The organism is Streptomyces sp. NPDC056628 (assembly GCF_042792555.1).
Classification (GTDB): domain Bacteria; phylum Actinomycetota; class Actinomycetes; order Streptomycetales; family Streptomycetaceae; genus Streptomyces.
In genome coordinates this window covers 33,739-51,185 of the sequence record NZ_JBHTWG010000039.1, presented here as the reverse complement: position 1 = coordinate 51,185, position 17,447 = coordinate 33,739, and the positions used below count along the sequence as shown (strand labels likewise).

General features: G+C 67.4%; 17 protein-coding genes and 4 pseudogenes. 9 read left to right on the top strand and 12 right to left on the bottom strand.

The annotated features are described in order from the left end of the window. Nucleotides 1–258 precede the first annotated feature (258 nt). From ACFRAC_RS31400 to ACFRAC_RS31390, 3 genes are all read right to left on the bottom strand, one after another. Nucleotides 259–429 carry a hypothetical protein gene (locus ACFRAC_RS31400; protein ID WP_382935791.1) on the bottom strand — a complete coding sequence of 57 codons (171 nt, stop codon included), beginning with the start codon at nucleotides 427–429 and terminating at the stop codon, nucleotides 259–261. Between the two features lie 87 nt (nucleotides 430–516). Beyond that, entirely contained in the window at nucleotides 517–1,500 is a 984-nt protein-coding gene (locus ACFRAC_RS31395) for a GNAT family N-acetyltransferase (RefSeq protein ID WP_382935788.1), read from the bottom strand. Between the two features lie 42 nt (nucleotides 1,501–1,542). Further along, the gene (locus ACFRAC_RS31390) at nucleotides 1,543–2,799 is read right to left on the bottom strand and encodes an IS256 family transposase (RefSeq protein ID WP_382935785.1); all 1,257 of its coding nucleotides are present in this window, start codon (nucleotides 2,797–2,799) and stop codon (nucleotides 1,543–1,545) included. A 297-nt stretch (nucleotides 2,800–3,096) separates the two neighbouring features. Here ACFRAC_RS31390 and ACFRAC_RS31385 point away from each other — a divergent pair. Together ACFRAC_RS31385 and ACFRAC_RS31380 are read left to right on the top strand one after the other, a co-directional pair. Beyond that, nucleotides 3,097–3,267, top strand: a pseudogene (locus ACFRAC_RS31385) (IS5/IS1182 family transposase); the annotation flags it as partial. 156 nt (nucleotides 3,268–3,423) lie between these two features. After that, nucleotides 3,424–4,092 (top strand): annotated as a pseudogene (locus ACFRAC_RS31380) (IS256 family transposase); the annotation flags it as partial. Nucleotides 4,093–4,332: 240 nt separating this feature from the next. Here the strand turns inward: ACFRAC_RS31380 and ACFRAC_RS31375 are convergent. Then, entirely contained in the window at nucleotides 4,333–5,982 is a 1,650-nt protein-coding gene (locus ACFRAC_RS31375; protein ID WP_382935782.1) for an amidohydrolase, read from the bottom strand. A 70-nt stretch (nucleotides 5,983–6,052) separates the two neighbouring features. After that, nucleotides 6,053–7,483 (bottom strand): APC family permease, encoded by a 1,431-nt coding sequence (locus ACFRAC_RS31370; RefSeq protein ID WP_382935779.1) that lies wholly within the window; start codon nucleotides 7,481–7,483, stop codon nucleotides 6,053–6,055. Between the two features lie 267 nt (nucleotides 7,484–7,750). On the opposite strand from ACFRAC_RS31370, the gene ACFRAC_RS31365 reads away from it, so the two are divergent. Next, nucleotides 7,751–8,464: a TetR/AcrR family transcriptional regulator gene (locus tag ACFRAC_RS31365; RefSeq protein WP_382935776.1), complete on the top strand. Its 714-nt coding sequence runs from the start codon at nucleotides 7,751–7,753 to the stop codon at nucleotides 8,462–8,464. Nucleotides 8,465–8,563: 99 nt separating this feature from the next. On the opposite strand, the pseudogene ACFRAC_RS31360 reads toward ACFRAC_RS31365, so the two are convergent. Continuing rightward, nucleotides 8,564–9,661, bottom strand: a pseudogene (locus ACFRAC_RS31360) (IS701 family transposase). A 326-nt stretch (nucleotides 9,662–9,987) separates the two neighbouring features. Between ACFRAC_RS31360 and ACFRAC_RS31355 the strand changes: the two are divergent. From ACFRAC_RS31355 to ACFRAC_RS31335, 5 genes are all read left to right on the top strand, one after another. Next, on the top strand, nucleotides 9,988–10,140 hold the full coding sequence (locus tag ACFRAC_RS31355) for a hypothetical protein (RefSeq protein WP_382935774.1): 153 nt from the start codon (nucleotides 9,988–9,990) through the stop codon (nucleotides 10,138–10,140). 128 nt (nucleotides 10,141–10,268) lie between these two features. Continuing rightward, nucleotides 10,269–10,736, top strand: a complete 468-nt coding sequence (locus tag ACFRAC_RS31350) for a hypothetical protein (protein ID WP_382935772.1) — start codon at nucleotides 10,269–10,271, stop codon at nucleotides 10,734–10,736. 18 nt (nucleotides 10,737–10,754) lie between these two features. Then, a protein-coding gene (locus ACFRAC_RS31345) for an IS5 family transposase (protein WP_382935832.1) occupies nucleotides 10,755–11,554 on the top strand; the annotation gives its coding sequence in 2 pieces (ribosomal slippage) (nucleotides 10,755–11,103 and nucleotides 11,103–11,554; 801 coding nt in all). Nucleotides 11,555–11,642: 88 nt separating this feature from the next. Next, nucleotides 11,643–11,903, top strand: a complete 261-nt coding sequence (locus ACFRAC_RS31340; protein ID WP_382935829.1) for a transposase — start codon at nucleotides 11,643–11,645, stop codon at nucleotides 11,901–11,903. A 9-nt stretch (nucleotides 11,904–11,912) separates the two neighbouring features. Continuing rightward, nucleotides 11,913–12,284 carry a hypothetical protein gene (locus tag ACFRAC_RS31335; RefSeq protein WP_382935769.1) on the top strand — a complete coding sequence of 124 codons (372 nt, stop codon included), beginning with the start codon at nucleotides 11,913–11,915 and terminating at the stop codon, nucleotides 12,282–12,284. A 2-nt stretch (nucleotides 12,285–12,286) separates the two neighbouring features. On the opposite strand, the pseudogene ACFRAC_RS31330 reads toward ACFRAC_RS31335, so the two are convergent. The 4 genes and pseudogenes from ACFRAC_RS31330 to ACFRAC_RS31315 all read right to left on the bottom strand — a co-directional run bounded on the left by ACFRAC_RS31330 (nucleotide 12,287) and on the right by ACFRAC_RS31315 (nucleotide 16,149). Further along, a pseudogene (locus ACFRAC_RS31330) lies at nucleotides 12,287–13,084 on the bottom strand (transposase family protein). 291 nt (nucleotides 13,085–13,375) lie between these two features. Further along, nucleotides 13,376–13,777 (bottom strand): hypothetical protein, encoded by a 402-nt coding sequence (locus ACFRAC_RS31325; RefSeq protein ID WP_382935767.1) that lies wholly within the window; start codon nucleotides 13,775–13,777, stop codon nucleotides 13,376–13,378. A gap of 456 nt (nucleotides 13,778–14,233) precedes the next feature. After that, nucleotides 14,234–15,547: an MFS transporter gene (locus tag ACFRAC_RS31320; RefSeq protein WP_382935765.1), complete on the bottom strand. Its 1,314-nt coding sequence runs from the start codon at nucleotides 15,545–15,547 to the stop codon at nucleotides 14,234–14,236. Beyond that, a complete protein-coding gene (locus ACFRAC_RS31315; RefSeq protein ID WP_382935762.1) occupies nucleotides 15,544–16,149 on the bottom strand; it encodes an ArsR/SmtB family transcription factor in 606 nt (201 codons plus the stop codon). The genes ACFRAC_RS31320 and ACFRAC_RS31315 overlap by 4 nt, the downstream gene beginning before the upstream one ends. 191 nt (nucleotides 16,150–16,340) lie before the next feature. Here ACFRAC_RS31315 and ACFRAC_RS31310 point away from each other — a divergent pair, with 191 nt between their 5' ends. Next, nucleotides 16,341–16,892 (top strand): LysR substrate-binding domain-containing protein, encoded by a 552-nt coding sequence (locus tag ACFRAC_RS31310; protein ID WP_382935759.1) that lies wholly within the window; start codon nucleotides 16,341–16,343, stop codon nucleotides 16,890–16,892. Here ACFRAC_RS31310 and ACFRAC_RS31305 read toward each other — a convergent pair. Beyond that, complete coding sequence (locus tag ACFRAC_RS31305; RefSeq protein WP_382935756.1) at nucleotides 16,854–17,240, bottom strand: hypothetical protein; 387 nt, start codon at nucleotides 17,238–17,240, stop codon at nucleotides 16,854–16,856. The two genes, ACFRAC_RS31310 and ACFRAC_RS31305, sit on opposite strands and share 39 nt — an antisense overlap. Next, entirely contained in the window at nucleotides 17,240–17,386 is a 147-nt protein-coding gene (locus ACFRAC_RS31300; RefSeq protein WP_382935754.1) for a hypothetical protein, read from the bottom strand. The genes ACFRAC_RS31305 and ACFRAC_RS31300 overlap by 1 nt, the downstream gene beginning before the upstream one ends. Nucleotides 17,387–17,447 lie beyond the last annotated feature (61 nt).

The following is a 17,447-nucleotide window of genomic DNA, read 5'->3' as shown; positions in this document are numbered from 1 at the left end:
TTACCACCACAACCCCCGCCCCAGCCCTCTCCATCCACCCAACCGCCGGGCGCCCCGGGGGTGGGGCCACGGCGGCCGGCCCCCGCCACCCCTCCCGCGCCCCACCACCTTATGCGCTACAGATCAAGCCGCCGGAGTCAGCCCTTTGTATGGACGATGCGGTAGCTGGACACGTAGCGCCACGATGTTCTCGTCCGGCTCCAGCTGCCGGTGCGTGTCCACTTGATACCGGTCCATTTGATCCGGTAGGTGGTGCGGTCAACGGTAGGAGTACTGCCAGTGCGTTTCGAAGGTCGCCAGGATCTTCTGCCCGCCCCAGCAGTACCAGGCCACGACCTTGCACTTGAAGACGTACTGCTTGCGGTACCGGTACTGCCGCTTCCAGGCGCTGACGAGCACCGGTCCGTAGTCACCGCTCAAAACGTCCATGCACCAGTGCCAGTTGACGTTCTGCCAGCCGCTGTAGGAGGCATTGTCAAATCCTGTGGATTGACCGGACAGCCCGATGAACGTCGATCAAGCAAGTGGCTTGCGGTAACGGACGTACTCGTTCTGCCGCCGGAACCCCACACTCTCGTAAAGATCGTAGGACCGGTGCGGATTTGCCGTGCTCGTGAACAATCGGGCGGTTGTTGCACCCTGCTCGCGGAGGCTGCGTAGCCCGTCCAACAACAGAGCCCGGCCGATTCCGAGACGTCGGTGGTCCGCGCGGACACTCAGCTCTTCGACCTCGCCCATGGTGTGGTCGTAGCGGCGGATGGCACAGAGGGCGACGCCGACCATGTCCTCCCCGTGCCACGCGGCCCTCCAGCCTGCAGGATCGGCCGTGTCGACGAAGTCCTGGAAATCCCACTTCGGAGTGAGACTGTTGGCCGCGTACGAATCGACGACCGTCCTCCAGGCTGCTCGATAGTGGCTTGTCCCGATCGGCCCCGTCCGCATCCCGGCCGGCAGTTCGCTGCCCCATTCGGGCAACGACTGCAGATCACCCAGCTCCAGCTCGACCAGGCTGAAGACACGTCGGTAGCCGGCTGCGAGCAAGAGCGACGTGGCATCCTGCTCGGAGGCCATGGCGTTCGCGCCGATCACTGCCGTCCGTGCCGTCCCATGCTGTTCGACGAGCTGGCGGATCCGCTCCTCGGCCCAGCCCAGCATGGCTGAACCGACCCCCAGGCGGCGATGCTCGGGCAAGAGGTAGCCGCGGTGCAGATACAGCCAAGTATCGTCCCGCTCCTGCCACCACCGGATCGTCGAGTAGCCGACGACGCTCCCGTCGTGCACCACCAGGATCTGGTTCTTGGACGGCTCCTCCAGCTTGGCAGCGGCTTCGGCGATCTCGGCCGCTGTCGGGAGCCCTTCCACAACCGAATGGGCATCGACCCGGTCCCGTTCAGCACAACCCAGCCGCACCGCTGCCATGGCGCCGTGGTCTTCGTCGCTGCGATACGGCCGGAACCCGAAGCCGGCCGGAAGGTCCTGCCCTGGCGCGCCATCAGACATGACCGGATGATCTCGAACTTCGAGGCACGTCCGCCACCCTATTCATGCCGCGGTCGTCTGCGGCCGTCCAACGAGCCGGCCGCATTCGAAGCTGGCTCCGGCACGGACGAGGGCGACGAGATGGGGTGCGTTCACCGCTCGCCACCGCTGCTGGGCGGACTCGACGAGTTTGAAGACCATGGCCAGGGCGGCGGTGCGGGAGCCAGCACCGCGGGTGACCTTGGTCCGCAGCCGGACCGTGGAGAAGGTCGACTCAATCGGGTTCGTGGTGCGCAGGTGGATCCAGTGCTCGGCCGGGAAGTCGTAGAAGGCCAGCAGCTGCTCCTGGTCGTCGGTGATCTTCTTGACGGCCTTGGGGAACTTCGCGCCGTAGAGCTTGGCGAACGTCCTGAGCGCCGCCTCAGCGTGGTCGCGGTCCTCGGCGTTGTAGATGTCCTGGATGGACTTCTTCGCGCCCGGCTGCGCGGACTTCGGCATGGAGTCGAGGACGTTGGCCATTTTGTGAACCCAGCATCTCTGCTCACGGGTTTGGGGGAACACCTCGGCCAGGGCCTTCCAGAAGCCCAAGGCGCCGTCGCCGACCGCCAGGACCGGGGCACGCATGCCACGGCGGGCGCAGTCGCGCATCAAGTCGGCCCACGATTCGGCGGACTCGTGGTAGCCGTCCTTGAGCGCGACCAGTTCCTTGGAGCCGTCGGCGCGGACCCCGATGAGCACCAGGACGCAGGCTTTAGCCTCCTCCAGGCGGACGTTGAGATGGATGCCGTCGGCCCACACATATACATAGTCGACCTCCGCGAGGTCGCGGTCCATGAACGCGGTGTGGTCGGCCTGCCACTGCTGGGTGAGTCGGGTGACGGTGGCAGGCGAGAGCCCGGCCGAGCTGCCGAGGAACTGCTCCAGGGCCGGGACGAAATCGCCCGAGGACAGGCCGTGTAGGTAGAGCAGCGGCAGTACCTCGCTGATCTTCCGGGATTTGCGGCACCACGGCGGCAGGATCGCGGAGGAGAACCGCTGACGCGCGCCCGTGGCCTCATCGACGCGCTTGTCGTTCACTCGCGGGGCCTTCACCTCGACCACCCCTGCCGCAGTGGTGACCTTCCTGGGCTGGTGGTAGCCGTTGCGGACCACGAGCCGCCGGCCGACATCGTCCCGTTGGTCCGCCAACTCGGATATGTAGGCGTTGACTTCGGCTTCCAGCGCGGCGGCCAGCATCCTTCTTGCACCCTCCCGGACGATCTCGTCGATCAGGGAGGAGCCGTCGGCGGTGGTGCCGTCGTCGTTGATTGCGCTGAGCACAGGCGTGCCTTCCCGACCGGTGCTGCGAACACCGACCTACTCGATGACCATCAATCGATCACTCGGGAAGGTACGCCCTTCGCTTGCTCCCCGAGCTCGATCCACAGGTCTTGAGCATGGCTCCCGCTGTAGCTCCAGCGGGTGGTGGGCAGGACCGTGGTGGAGCTTCGGCCGGTCCAGGCGTGCTTGGGCACACGGCAGGCAGGCCGGGAACCGGTTACGGCGCCGGAAAGAGTTCACCCTCACACGATCTCCTGGCGACAGGTCATCCACGGCCACCGAGTTGACCTCGCCGCAGGCGGTGGCCGTCCGCCCGGCTCCGACAGCGAGGACTACAAGCAGCGGAACACCGTCGAGCGGTGCATCAACCGCCTCAAGCAGTGGCGCGGCCTGACCACACAAATCGACAAGCTCGCGATCGCCTACCAGGCCGCACTCCACCTCGCGGGCATCCTCATCTGGACCCGACACTCACCAAAGAGACAGAACCTAGCGCCCCATCTGCCACAGTCCGTGGCACCCCCGGCCCAGCCCGCCGATGGCGTCATACACCTCAGTGTCAGCTCTGGGCCGTGCGGAGACATGCCCTGGCGGTGGCACCGGCCCTCGGTGCTCCCCGACATGGCTCTCGCCGTCACCGCAGAGGGCCGACGGGACATCCTGGGCCTATGGGCCGGCGACGGCGGTGAGGGCGCCAAGCACTGGATGCACATCCTCACCGAGATCAAGAACCGCGGCGTGAACGACGTCCTCATGCTCGTCTGCGACGGTCTCAAGGGTCTGCCCGACGCGGTCGAGACCGTCTGGCCCAGGACGATCGTGCAGACCTGTGTGGTCCACCTGCTGCGGAACTCCTTCCGCTATACCGCCCGCCAGGACTGGGACAAGATCGCTCGTGTCCTCAAGCCCGTCCACACCGCGCCGACCGAAGAGGCCGCCCTGGAGCGGTTCGCTGAGTTCGCCGACGCCTGGGGCAAGAAGTACCCGGCGATCGTCCGGCTCTGGGAGAACGCGTGGGAAGAGTTCACCCCGTTCCTCCGCTTCGACACCGAGATCCGCCGCATCGTCTGCACCACGAACGCGATCGAGTCCGTGAACGCCAGGATCCGGCGGGCGGTCAAGGCACGCGGGCACTTCCCGAACGAGACCGCCGCCTTGAAGTGCGTCTACAGGGCCATCATGAGCCTGGACCCCACCGGCAAGGGCCAGGCCCGCTGGACCATGCGCTGGAAGACCGCCCTGAACGCCTTCGACATCACCTTCGACGGCCGACTCTCCGCAGCCCGTCAGTAACCCCAACCACCCTGGTTACACCGCTCGTTTGACAGACCGCTCCTCGATGACCAGCGGCGACAGCCCCGAAAACACCACATCTACAAGCTCGTTGACATCCCGCACTTCACGTCAACGACGAACCAACAGGCCGACCAGCAGGGGCACGGTCTGACCACAGAACTCGCAGTGGTTCCGGCGTCGAAGGTGCTCACCTGCTGGCGGCTACGTCACCGAGTCCCTCCGACCCGGCACGTCCCATTAGGCATCGGGAGCGGCGTGAACGCGGCGCCCCCCGACGAAGGTCTGCTGAACGCGGGAAGCACCGATCTCGTCTGCGGGGTGGGCAAAGATGTCACGGTCCAGGACGGTGAGGTCGGCGAGCTTGCCAACGGTGATGGTTCCGGTGTCGTCGAGGTGGTTCACGTACGCGCTGCCGGCGGTGTAGGCGGTCAGCGCGGCGTGCAGGGTGATGCGTTGCTCGGGGAGGAAGACGGGCCGCTTCGAGCCTGGTTCGTGCCGGTTGACGGCGGTGTGCAGGGCGGCGATCGGGTCGGGGCTGGAGACGGGCCAGTCGCTGCCCGCCGCCAGGGTCGCGCCGCTCTTCACCAAGTCCGCGAAGGGGTACTGGCGGGCGGCGCGCTGCGGGCCGAGGAACGGGATGGTCAGCTCGTCCATCTGGGGTTCGTGGGCGGCCCACAGCGCCTGGATGTTGGCGATGGCGCCCAGTTCGCGGAAGCGGGGGATGTCGGCGGGGTCAACGACCTGAAGGTGGGCGAGGTGGTGTCGGTTGTCGGTCCAGCCGTTGGCGCGGCGCGCGGCGGCAACGGCGTCGAGGGCTTCGCGTACGGCGCGGTCGCCGAGGGCGTGGAAGTGGACTTGGAAGCCCTCACCGTCCAAGTGGGTGACGACGGACGCGAGTTGTGCCGGGTCGATGAACGAGATGCCGGTGTTGTCGGAAGCGCAGCCGCAGGCGGTGAGATAGGGGGTGAGCATGGCGGCGGTGTGGTTCTCCGCAATGCCGTCCTGCATGATCTTCACGGTGTAGGCATTGAGCCGGCCGGCGGTGAACTTCTGTCGGCGTTCGAGGAGTTCAGGCAGTTGCTCGAGGCCGTGGGCCCGGTCCCACCACAGGGCACCGCGGACCCGGGCGGTCAGCGTGCCGTCGTGCGCGGCGCGCAGGTAGGCGGGGGCAGGGTCGGCGGTGGAGGCGTGATCGCCCAGAAGTGCGTCCTGCCAGGCGGTGATGCCATGGGCGTGCAGCACGCTCTGGGCGCGCATCAGACCGCTGAGCTGCTCGTCGAGGGTGACGGCGGGGATGCGGTCGGCGACCAGGTGCATGGCTCCTTCCTGGAGCATGCCGGTGGGGTGGCCGTCGGGGTCGCGTTCGATGCGCCCGTCGGCGGGGTCGGGGGTGTCGCGGGTGATTCCGGCGAGCTGGAGGGCGCGGCTGTTGGTCCAGGCGCCGTGGTGGTCGCGGTTGATCAGGTAGACGGGCCGATCGGGTACGAGGGTGTCCAGAGGGTGGCGGTTGGGGGAGCCGCCAGGGAATGCCTCCATGGACCAGCCGCCGCCGGTGATCCACACTTGGTCGGGGTGAGTGTCCGCGTAGGCGCGGATCCGGGCCGTGTACTCCTCCGTGCTGCTCGCGCCGGCGAGCTGGCACTGGCCCATTTCGATGCCTGCGCCGACGGGGTGGACGTGAGCGTCCTGGAAGCCGGGGATGAGCAGGCGTCCGTGCAGGTCGACGATCTCGGTCCTGGGTCCGATCAGGGCGTGGACCTCGTCGTGGCCGACCGCGACGATCCGCTCGCCGCGGACGGCGAGAGCGGTGGCGCGGGGGCGGACGGGGTCGACGGTGTAGATCGGCCCACCGGTGAAGACAAGATCGGCGGCGGTGTCGGCATGCATGTGTGGTTCCTCCGGGAGCGTGGGGGCACGGAAAGGGGGGCGCCTAGGAGTGGGCCAGGCCAGGTGACGGTCAGTCGGTCCGGTCCATGGGCAGGGCGATGGCGTCGGCGTCCGTGCCGTGGCCGGTGGTGAAGTAGGCGGAGCGGCGGCGCCATTTCGCGTAGCCGGCTGCGATCAGGCCGCTGATGATGAAGAGCGACGGGACTAGCAGCATGAACCAGCCGTTGTCCGGGGTCGCCTGGAAGTGGTGGCTCGCGGTCGCGTACTGCCAGGCGAGGTAGGCGCCGAGTCCGAACAGGATCAGCGCGCTCAGGGCCGGGACGATGACCGAGCGCAGTGCCTCGGTTGGGCCTTCGTGCAGCGCGCTGCGGAACCGCACGGCGCAGGCCAGGGCTGTGAGCCCGTAGTACAGGGCGACGATTAGTCCGATGGAGTTGACGGCGGTCAGGATCACCATGTTGATCTTCGGGATGCCGACCGCGAGGACCGCGACGGCCGCGGACAGGGCCATGATCACGATCGTGCCGGCGGCCGGGGATCCGAACCTGGGGTGGATCTTCGTCCACATCCTTCCCAGTGTTTGGTCGCGGCCCATCGCGAGCGCGCCGCGGGCGGTCGGGATGACGCTGGACTGCAGCGAGGCAAAGGCCGAGCACATCAGTGCGGCCAGCGGCAGGGACGCCCACGGTTCCGGAGCGAGCTTGCCACCGAGGAAGGCGAGCGCCTGCGGGCCCTGGGTGATCAGTTCGCCGTTGCCCATGACACGCTGGAAGGCGATCGCGGCGAACACGAAGAGCCCGAGCATGGCCACCAGCGCGATCAGTCCGCCGCGGGAGGCGTCGGCGGCGTCCGTGGTCTCCTCGTTCACGGTGAACGCCGCGTCCCAGCCCCAGTAGATGAACACCGCCAGCACCAGGCCCTGCGCGAGGGAGTGGAGTGAGCCGATCGCGAAGGGGTTGAGCCAGTTGAACGAGAACGACTGGTGCCCTGTGATCAGCGCCCAGATGCAGAACATCAGCAGCACGGAGTACTCAAAGGCCAGTAGCCACCACTGCAGGCGGGTCGCCGACCGTACCCCCGTCACGGCGGTGATCGTGACCGCGACAAGGGCCACCAGGCCGACCACGGTGCTGACGCCGGTCGAACCGGGGTCGAGAGCGACGCCGAGCAGGCGGTGCAGATGGACCTTGTTGGCGAACTGCAGGATCACCGAGCCGGTGACCGCACTGGTGTAGGCCATGAAGACCACGTTGGCGGCCAGCACGACCCAGCCCGTCAGGAACCCGGGCCATGCGCCTAGCGAGCGCCCGACCCAGGTGTAGCCGTTGCCGCAGTTCGGCTCGGTGCGGTTCAACCGCGCATACGACATGGCAATCCCGAAGATCGGCAGGAACGCGACGATCAACAGCGCCGGTGTCTGGCGGCCCGCGTACACCGCCAAGGCGCCGATGCCGATGCCGATGCTGGTCGTCGCCGCGGTACTGGACGCGGCGATTGCCATCCCGTCCCACACGCCTAGCGTGCGCCGCATCGTTGTGCCGGAAGGCCCGGTCTCGGGAACAGTGGCCAAAGCGCGCTCCTTGTGTGGAACCCCACCGTCCCGGCCCAGGCGATGGCGCCGGGCCCGGCAAGCAGGCGGTGGTGGACGAGTGGTGTGCGCCGATAGAACAACCCCGCCACATTTACGTCAATAAGTTGTCGTAAGATGTGCGCGGGATTGTCCGCGCCCTGGAGCAGGGGCGGCGAACCGCCGTATCAGGAGGCTGCTATGACCGCATCTGATCGCGTCCCCGTCAGGCGCCGGCGCCGGCGCCCGACGCGCACCGGGACCGTGCTGAGCGAGGACCTGATCGTCGCGACGGCGCTCGAGCTGATCGAGGCGCCCGGCGGCAATGCGCTGACGGTGCGCCGTCTCGGGGCGGCGCTGGGCTGCGACCCCAGCGCCGTTTACCGCTACTTCGCTGACACCGACACCCTGCTGCTCGCCGTCGCCGACAAAGTGATCGGCGAGTCCCTCGCCGGGTTCACCTCCGGCGGGGACTGGGTCGCATCGCTCCGGGACTTCGGGGTGCGTGTCCACCGCTCGGTGCTGCGGCACCCGCGCCTGGCCGCCGTGCGAGCCTCTCGGGTGACCGCCGGTCCCGCCGAGTCCCGGGCCGTCGACACCGGGATCGGCATCCTTCTCCAAGCCGGGTTCGGCCCCGCCGAGGCGGTGCGCCACTACCGAATGTTCATCGATACGGTCCTCGCGCACGCCGCTGTCGACGCGGACGTCCGCGATCTGAGCGAGCAGCAGCGCGATCAGGAGAGCCGGGTCTGGCAGGAGGTCAATTCCCACCTGCCCGCCGGGCAGTACCCGAACCTCCACCAGGTGCGCGAGCATCTACACCTCATGGGCGGCTCGCCATTCCCCGACACGCTGGACGCGCTCCTTGCGCACCTCACCATGCTGCGCCGACGGCAGTCTCCGCCCATGTCCTAGTAGGACTCCGTTATGTTGCTCTGGCTCTTGGGTTTGGGTTGGTGGTGGCTGTTCTGGGGAGGGGGCGGTGGCAGGTGGTGCAGGTGCCGCTCCAGCAGTTCAGCAGGTCTTGGATGGCGTCGAGGGTCTGGTAGAGGGTGAGTCCGCTGTATCGGCTTTTGGGGCCAGGCGCTGTTCGGTGAGGAACGCGCGGGCGGCGGTGACCAGGGTGACGTAGTGGTGCCAGCCGTTCCAGGAGCGGCCTTCGAAGTGGTCCAGGCCGGGGCCGTGTTTGAGCTCCCGGTAGTCGTGCTCGGGCGGGACACCGTCCCAGGGGCGTCTTGCGCGGTGGCGGCGGCCTGGGCCAGGCGCCCGGCCCGGACCCCGGCCGGCCACACCCGCAGTGCCACAAAGCGTGAGCGCATCGGCCCGCGGGAGCCTTCCCGCCAGGTGACCTCGGTGAAGGCCTGCCGCCCGTGGCCGGCCGCGACCGCGGCCAACGGGAGGGGCTTGTGGCGGTAGCGGGGCTGCGGCTTGCGGCCGTTGCCGGACCAGGGCGGGGCAACGGGCAGCACATCATCCGGGTGGACGGTCACATTCAAGCGGATCGCCACCACGTAGGCGATGTCCCGGTCGGCCATCCCCGCCCGGAAGTCGGCGTTCTGCCCGTAGCCGGCGTCGGCCACCAGCACCGGCGGCACCAGGCCCCATGTGGCCGGCTCGTCCGGGGTGTCCAGGGCCAGACGCCACTTCTCCCGGTACCCGGTCTCCTCAGGGATCCCGGTCTTCTGCCGCCGTTCGGCATCCTGTGCCCACTCCTGGGGCACGAACAGGCGCCACTGCAGCGGACAGGACGCGGTGTCGGAGACCGCGTGCACGCTCACCGCGACCTGACAGTTGGCCTGCTTGCCCAACGCGCCGCAGTACTGGTACGCGACCGCCACCGACATCCGGCCGTCCTTGGGGGAAGGACACGTCATCGACCGCCCAGGCCTCCAGGCCGATCAGCGGCACCATGCGCTCCGTGATCCGCCGCCGCACCGGCACCGGCACCGGATCCCAGGTCGACCGGTTCACGAACTGCTGCAGGTTCCGCTCGTTGCCGTCCGGCAGCCGCTCCGCCAACGGCTGGATCGACTTGCGCGGCACCGACGCGAACACATCAGCGCCGAATAACGCCAACGTCGCCCGAGCACGGTTCACTTCATGTGCACCCACACCCCCAACATGCCCCCAAATCAGGACCGCGAGACAGACCTAACGGAGTCCTATTAGTTCTGTGGCGAAATCTTCAGTGGCCGAATGCTCGAAGGCCCGCAGAACAAGGACGACGGACGGGCGCCCTGAGGTGCTGGAGAGACAAGTTCTTGGTCTGGAGTAGCGTCGGAGTCCCGGTGCAGTACCACCAGTTCGACTGCAGCGACGCGGCTCGCGGAAGGTGCGACGCTGCGCGACACCATCGACGTCGCCGACCCCGATGGCTGGCTCGCCCTGGACGCAGGAGTGCGTGAGGTGGCCTGGTACCGCCCGCTGCCTCTAGCGGCGTGGGAGCACTCCCCCCCCTGCCCGCCGACCTGACCCAGCTCGACGAGCCCCGGCTCGTGCTCGCCCTCTGCCACCGCGACGGGCGCATCCGGCAGGAGGCGCTGCGCCAAACGGCCCGAGCCGCACTCGACCGTGTTCTCAGCAGCACTTGATGGGCAAGACGGCTCCGTCGGCAACCGAACCCAATTGGCCGTGGCTATTGCCATTTAGACGTCATCTCATTTGGCGATTCTGTGCGACGATTCGTCGGCCAGTAGGAAGCCATGAGGGGGCCAGACTGATGGAGTACGTCAATCTCGATGCGCAGGTCGGCGACCTGTCAGGGGTGTTGGACCCCTCCCGCTACCTGGAGCAGCTGCCCTCGATCTGTGGCGATCTGCCGCCGGGTGCACGGTCCTTCGCCACTGCTTCGGATCACTACGACTTCCGCAGCAGGCGATGCGTGAAGGACCTGACGCTCCGGGCCGTCCGGGGCGCCGGCGGTGAGGAGATGGAGGTCGAGCTCCAGCACAACTGCTGGAAGCATGACCAAGACCTGCTGATCCGCTACGCAGGGGTGTCCAGCTTCATCATCGATCCCGCCGACGAGGACCGAGGAACGGACCTCGGGGCTGTGATTCTCGACGAGATCCTGCCGTACAGGGACGGCTGCAGTCACGAGATCGCCTGCTGGGACGGCACACTCACCATTGTCTGCCGTGACCTCCAGGCGATCTGGACTGAGACCGTGTGTTCCAGCAAGTCGTAGGCGGAGCAAGGCGTGGGGATTGTTGAGCGGCTGGTGCCGGATGAGCTGTGGGAGCTGTTCCAGCGGGTGGTGCCGGAGGCGCCCTCGCGGCCGCAGGGCGGCGGCCGGCGCCGGCACGGCGACCGCGAGGTGCTGACCGCGATCGTATTCGTGGCCACCTCCGGCTGCACGTGGCAGCAGCTGCCCGCCGCGTCGTTCGGGCCGTCCGGAGCCACGGCCCACCGCCGGTTCACCGAGTGGACCAAGGCCCGGGTGTGGGCCAAGCTCCACCGCCTGGTCCTGGACGAACTCGGAGCCCGCGGAGAGCTGGACTGGTCGAGGTGCGCGATCGACTCGATGATCATGCGGGCCCTGAAAAGGGGGACCTGACAGGTCCGAATCCCGTCGACCGGGGAAAGTACGGGTCGAAGATCCACCTGATCACCGAGCGGACCGGTCTGCCCATCTCCGTCGGAATCTCCGGCGCCAACGTCCACGACAGCCAGGCCCTGATCCCCCTGGTCAAGGGCATACCGCCGATCCAGTCCCGCCGCGGCCCTCGTCGACGCAGGCCCGGCAAGCTCCACGCCGACAAGGGCTACGACTACCGCCACCTGAGGCAATGGCTGTCGCAGCGCGGCATCACCCACCGCATCGCCCGCAAGGGCATCGAGACCTCGCAGCGGCTCGGCCGGCACCGCTGGACCATCGAACGCACCATGGCCTGGCTCGCCGGCTGCCGCCGGCTCCACCGCCGCTACGAACGCAAGGCCGAGCACTTCCTCGCCTTCACCAGCATCGCCTGCACCCTCATCTGCTACCGCAGACTCACCAAATGAGATGACTTCTTAGAGCGTACAGAAGGGGCGCCGAGACCGGTCCGTCGCCGGTCGACCGGCGGAAGACGGGCAGCAATCGCCACCTGACCTGCGACGCCGCGGCACCCCGCTCAAAGTCATCACCACCGCGGCCAACGTCAACGACGTCACTCAGACCCTAGCTCTGGTCGACGGCATCACGCCCCTCGCACGCCCTCCCGGACGCCCGCACCGCCGCCCCGAGCCGCTGCTCGGGGACAAGAACTACGACTCCAACCCCGACCGGCCTGGGTTGCGAAAACGCCGGATACTGAGCCCATTCCAACTTCAGGGGACAGTCGATCTGTGCTGTGTCACGGACGTCTGGTAGACCCTGGCTATGACGTTCTTGGCGGTGGTCGAGGGTGATGCGGGTGGATGGCGTATCGATCGGGATGCGCTGACGGATGCGATCCGTGCCCGGTGGTCTGAGGTCGAGATCGACTCGATGCACCGCAGTGAAGTGCGCAGCCTCGTATGGCAGTTCGAGACGGAGAACGGCCCAGGTGAGGCGTATCCGCACGAGGACGGTATCTGCCTGTACATGGACGTCTGGGAGGAAGACGCGATCTGGTTGGCGATCGTCTTCCGCAGGCTGACACCCATGCCCCTTGACCTGGTGCTCTGCGATGAGGGTTACACCTTCGACGTTCGTCTGCGGGCTGGGACGACCGAGGCCGAATTGACGGACCTGGTGAATGCTGCGGGTTGATCTCAGCCCGTGACGGCGAACTGGAGGACCAGGACGGCTTGGACGAGACTTGTGATCCGGGTCGTCGAACAGCGGAGTTTGCGGAGGAGGCGCCAGGACTTGAGGGTGGCGATCGCCTGCTCGACCAGTGCGCGGATCTTTGCGTGGAACCGGTTGACGGCCTACTGGCCGGCGGAGAGGCTGTCCCATCGGCCGCGGTAAGGGAGACGGACCGTGCCGCCCCCCCTGGTAGCCCTTGTCAGCCCAGCAGGTGATGCCGGCCTCAGCGAGTGCCTCGATGATGCCGTGCTCGCGCGCGGCCCGGACGTCGTGGACGGCGCCGGCCGGGGCTGGTGAAACCCACATCAGACGCCCCTTCGGATCGGCCATGACCTGCACGTTCACGCCGTGCTTCTTGTGTTTGCCGAGCAGAACGGGCGATCGGCGGCGATTCGGTCGATGGGCAGGAGCGTCCCGTCCAGGATCACGTACGCCTTCGTCGACGCCGCTCGCACGGCTTCGGTGAGAGTGGGGGCGAGGGCGGCCAGGAGGTTGACGGCCTCGGTGATGTATCGGTAGGCGGTGGCGGTGCCGAATCCGACCGCGAGATGGGCGTAGGGCTGGCCATTGTGGAGGTGGGCGACGGTGAGCAGGGGCTGCCGTCCTGCGTTCAGGCGCCGCCATCGGGTACCGAGAGCGCGGCGGTGCTCCCTCAGGCGAGCGGCGAGGAAGCTCAAGGCAGAGCTGGACACGTCGACGCCGGACGGGTAGACAGCATACGAAGCCTCTGGTGGACGCGGTTCTCTTGGTCGAAAACCCATCTACCAGGGGCTTCATCCGTCTGTGATCCCAACCGACCAGCTGACAGGGGAGGTTGGAAAGGGCTCACCGCCCGTCATCTCCCGTAAGGGCGCCCCGGATATCAGGAGCCCCGGTAAACTCCGCCACGCCGTGGAGCAGGCCTTCGCCCTGCTCCACCAGTTCAAGCACTTCGCCGTCCGGCGGGAACACCGAACCGAACTTTACGCGCCTTCATCTCGTTGGCCTGCTGCCGCACCCCTGTTGGCGGCAGCTGAAGCAGCACCGGCCGTGATCGCGTCACGAGCATTTGACTACAACTCATGCCATTCGCCCAGCGGTTCGGCCGCCCGAGCCTGCGTGAAGTCGTGCACCAGCTCCCACGCCCGGTCGATATTCAGGACGAAGTAGCCCGTGAACACAGCGAGGTCGTCCATGATGGGGACTTCGACCTCGGCACCCGAGGGGACGGTGCCGTCCCCTACGAGCAGAGACATCCGCTGAGTGTCACTCATCAGATGGACGACCGCGTGATCATCTCGGAAGGCCAGGATCAGCACCGGGAACTCCCTGTCCGGCAATCGAACCTCAAGGTACCCCTGGCCGCAGCAACGAAGGCCGTTGAAACGATCTGACAGATCCTTCACCTCAGAACGATGTTCAATCGGATGGAACTGTCCCGATTCCGGCGACGTCGCCGCCCACACCACGCTCATCCAGCCACTCTTCCCCAGGCTTCATCAACCAGCCGCGCGAACACCGTACGTGCTGGACATCGTCTGGCCTCCGACGTCTCTTCCCCACGCGCACCAGCAGGCTCGGCATCGCCGTCTTCGCCGTCGGCTGGTGCGGATTCTCCAGCTGCTTGCTGATCCACATTCTCGTCGACACCGACCTCCATCACCTGCTCCGGCGTCACGAGCGTGACGTGCAGCGTCTTATGCGATCCTCACCCGCGCCTTCTCCGTCATGTTCAGCGTGTTGAATCGCGCCAGGCACCAGGCAGCGGGTTGCTCGTCTCCATGCACAAACTGCATGCAGGCGGGTTATGGACTGGGTGGTGTCTAAACGGTTGAGACCCCGGTGGTCGGGTTCTCACTTTGCACGAGCTTCCCGTGAGATCTGATGGGAGGCGCTCCGCTCTGAGATGCGGTCGCAAGGTGCAGTCGTGGTCACTGACGAGGTAGGACCGACGCGGCATCGGGATCCAGTGGGAGTTTGGAATTGCCCTCTGGCCGAAGGGATACCGGTAGGTCCCGGGATCGTCGGATCGGGGAGAAGAACAGGATCAGTGCGGCGAGTGGGACGCCGGCTGTCGTTACCGCCATGGCGGTGCGTAGGCCGAGGGCGGTTCCAAGCGCGCCGCCGAGCAACGCTCCGATAGGGATCGTTCCGTAGCTGAGGAATGCGGTGCTTGCGGTGAGGCGGCCCAGGAGATCCGGGGGGCAGTAGCGCTGCTGGAAGGTCGCCTTGATGATGTTGCCGGCCACCACGCCCACACAGACGCAGAAGCCGCCCGTCACAAAGAGCAGGATTCCGGCTCCACCGGCCGTCAGCGGCATGAGCAGAGCGAGCATGGAAAATCCCAGTTCGAACAGCAGTATCGCGCGGGCCGTGCCGATCCGGTGAGCGGCCCGGCGCGCGACGAACGCCCCGGTCACGCCTCCGGCACTGGTAGCCGCGACGAGTGCGCCGACCGTCCCAGGGGTCAGGCCGACACTCCGGACCAGAAAGACCACCTGGATTGACTGGTATCCCATAAGAGCCAGGTTGGAGGTGGCCCCGAAGAGGGTGAACGTGCGAAGCCAGGGGTCGGCGGCGATCAGGCGCAGCCCTTCGCGGACTTCACTGACCAGTGAAGTGGGGTGAGGTGCGGCCCTGGTGACGCGTGGCTCGCGGTGCCGGATGCCTGCGAGGCAGAGGAGGGAGACAAGGAAGGTCGCGGCGTTGGCGAACATTCCGTTCACGGCGCCCGCCACCTGTGCGATCAGGCCGCCGGCGCCGAGCCCGGCGATCTGTGCGGCGGACGCGCTTCCGTGCAGTTTGGCGTTGCCTTCGGGCTGATCATCGGGTTCCAGAATGCTGGGGAGGTAGGCGCTGTAGGCGGTCTGGAAGAACACGGCTGCCGTGCCTGTCAGCAGTGCGACGGCCAGCAGTAGTCCGATACTCAACCACTCGAACCATGCGGCGATCGGGATGCTGGCGAAAAGTAAGACGGAGACCACGGCGGAGGTCAGCATGATCGGTCTGCGCCGCAGCCGGTCCACCCAGGCGCCGACCGGGAGACCGATGATCAGCCAAGGGGCCCAGGCGGCGGCGCTCAGCAGACCGACCTCGAAGGTGCTGGCATGCAAGGTGGAGACGGCGACCAACGGCATTGCCACCCCGGTGACGGACGTGCCGAATTTGCCGGCTGTCTCGCCGCACCACAGCAGGCGGAAATCACGGTGGCGACGCAGGAGACCGCCGCGTATGCCCTGGCTCATGCGGTGCCACACTGCTTGCGGGGGAAGGACTGGAGTTGCACGACGACAGGCAGCGCGTCCGGGGCGTGCTCGGCGTCCGGGGTTGGGATGTGGCGGGCGATGACAGTCATCAGCTCCGCGTTGAGCGCCTCCAACTGCTGCGGGGTCATCCGCAGGTCACTCCAGTCCGAGACGGTGCCGGCGTTCCTCCAACGGTCGTCCCAGTCCTCGCTGATGTAGTTCACGACCCGACTGAAATGCTGTTGCACCAGTTCGTGGAGGAAGACCGACAGCGCGCCCCGGGTGTCGGGATCGCTACGGAAGTCGGCGGTGTTCAATTCGTTCGTGACACCGGCCCTTCTCCACCAGCGCTCCCTTTTCGTGCCCCGGCTGGTCTCCTCCTCGATGAAGCCGTGCTCGGCGAGGTGGCGCAAGTGCCAACTGATGGTGCCGGTGTTCTCTCCGAGGCGTTCGGCGAGGCCGGTGGCGGTGGCAGGACCGTCCAGGCTGAGCAGCTCGATGATGTTCATCCTCAGCGGATGGGCCAGCCCTCGCAGGCTGCGCGCATCGAGGCGCCGGGTGGGCCTTGCAGGTTGCGGTGTGTGCTCGTTTTCGTCGGACATGCCAACAGGGTAAGTTGCAGAGATTCCTCTGCACAGGGGTCTCTGCAGAGAAAGCTCTGCAAGTCTGCCCCCGGCGTGAAATCGGGGCTTGTTCAGCATCGAGATGGCGCTCTGTAGTTCGGTGGTGATCGCGATGAAGCTGCCGCCCGGCCGCCGCTTGCGGCTCGTCTTGGTGCGAATGCACCCTTTCCATGCGGTCGCGATGTTCTTCGGGAGTCGCAAGGAATCGATCCCTGGGTGGTGGCGTTCAAGGGCCGACCCAGAACAGCTGGGCAAGGCCGCGCAGACAGCCCCTCCAACGACGCTTCGTTCAAGGGGAGTTGACGCTCGGTGAGGTAGTCGACGATCAGGCCGCGGACGGGGTGGCACTGCAGGTGGTAGCGGTCCACCAGCACCACCCTGTCGCCGACGTCCTGCGCCGAAGCTGCCGCCAGGCCGGCTTCGAGCCGCGCATCGCCTACTCCTCGCACGACTACCAGGAGGCGCAGGCCATGGTGGCCGCCGGTCTCGGCATCGCGCTCGCACCCCGCCTGGCCCTCACCAGCCGCCGCAGCGACGTACGCCTCCTGCCGTTCGCCTCCGACGTCCCGGCCCCCACCCGCCGCATCCTCCTCGCACGCGCCGCGGCACGCCCCGCCACCCCGCCCGCCCAGGCGATGGCCCGTGTACTGCGCACGGTGGCACAGCGGTTCACCGCCCCAGACCTAAACCGTGCCCAGCTCGGGGCGGTCCGGCGGGGCTGACGGTGCGGCCACGAGTTGCACCCCCTCAGCAGCGCTTAGCACTGGTCGTCGTGGAACATCCGGTGCCGCCGGTCTGAGCGCGCGCAGGCCGACGATCGGTGCCGCCCGCGTGCCGATGCCTCCTGCGCTGCCGCGCGTCGACGCGGCGAACACCGCCGTCCGGAGAATGCCGGCGACACACAGCCGGGCTACGCATTGACGATCCGTACCCCGTCGACGATCTCGTCGCCAAACATCGCCCCCCAGCTCGGACTCTTCGTTGCCGCGGTGCCTGCCGGTCGCGACGAGGATCACCACGTCCTCCCGGCGTACGACGCCCTCCAGTTCGTCCGGGACGGCTGGGATCATCAGGTGGCGGGGCTGCGGGCGGGTGCCACGCAGGCCGAGATGGCCATCGTCTGCCCGGGGCGGACCCGCGCGCGCGGCGGCGGTCCGGCGACCGGGGCGCGCAGCGCCGCGCGCAGCACGGCCAGCTGGTCCGCGGCTCCCCCCATGGTGGACGGGTTCGACGACCGCGGCCGTGCGCGGATCGACCTCGATGTCGAGCCGCGATTG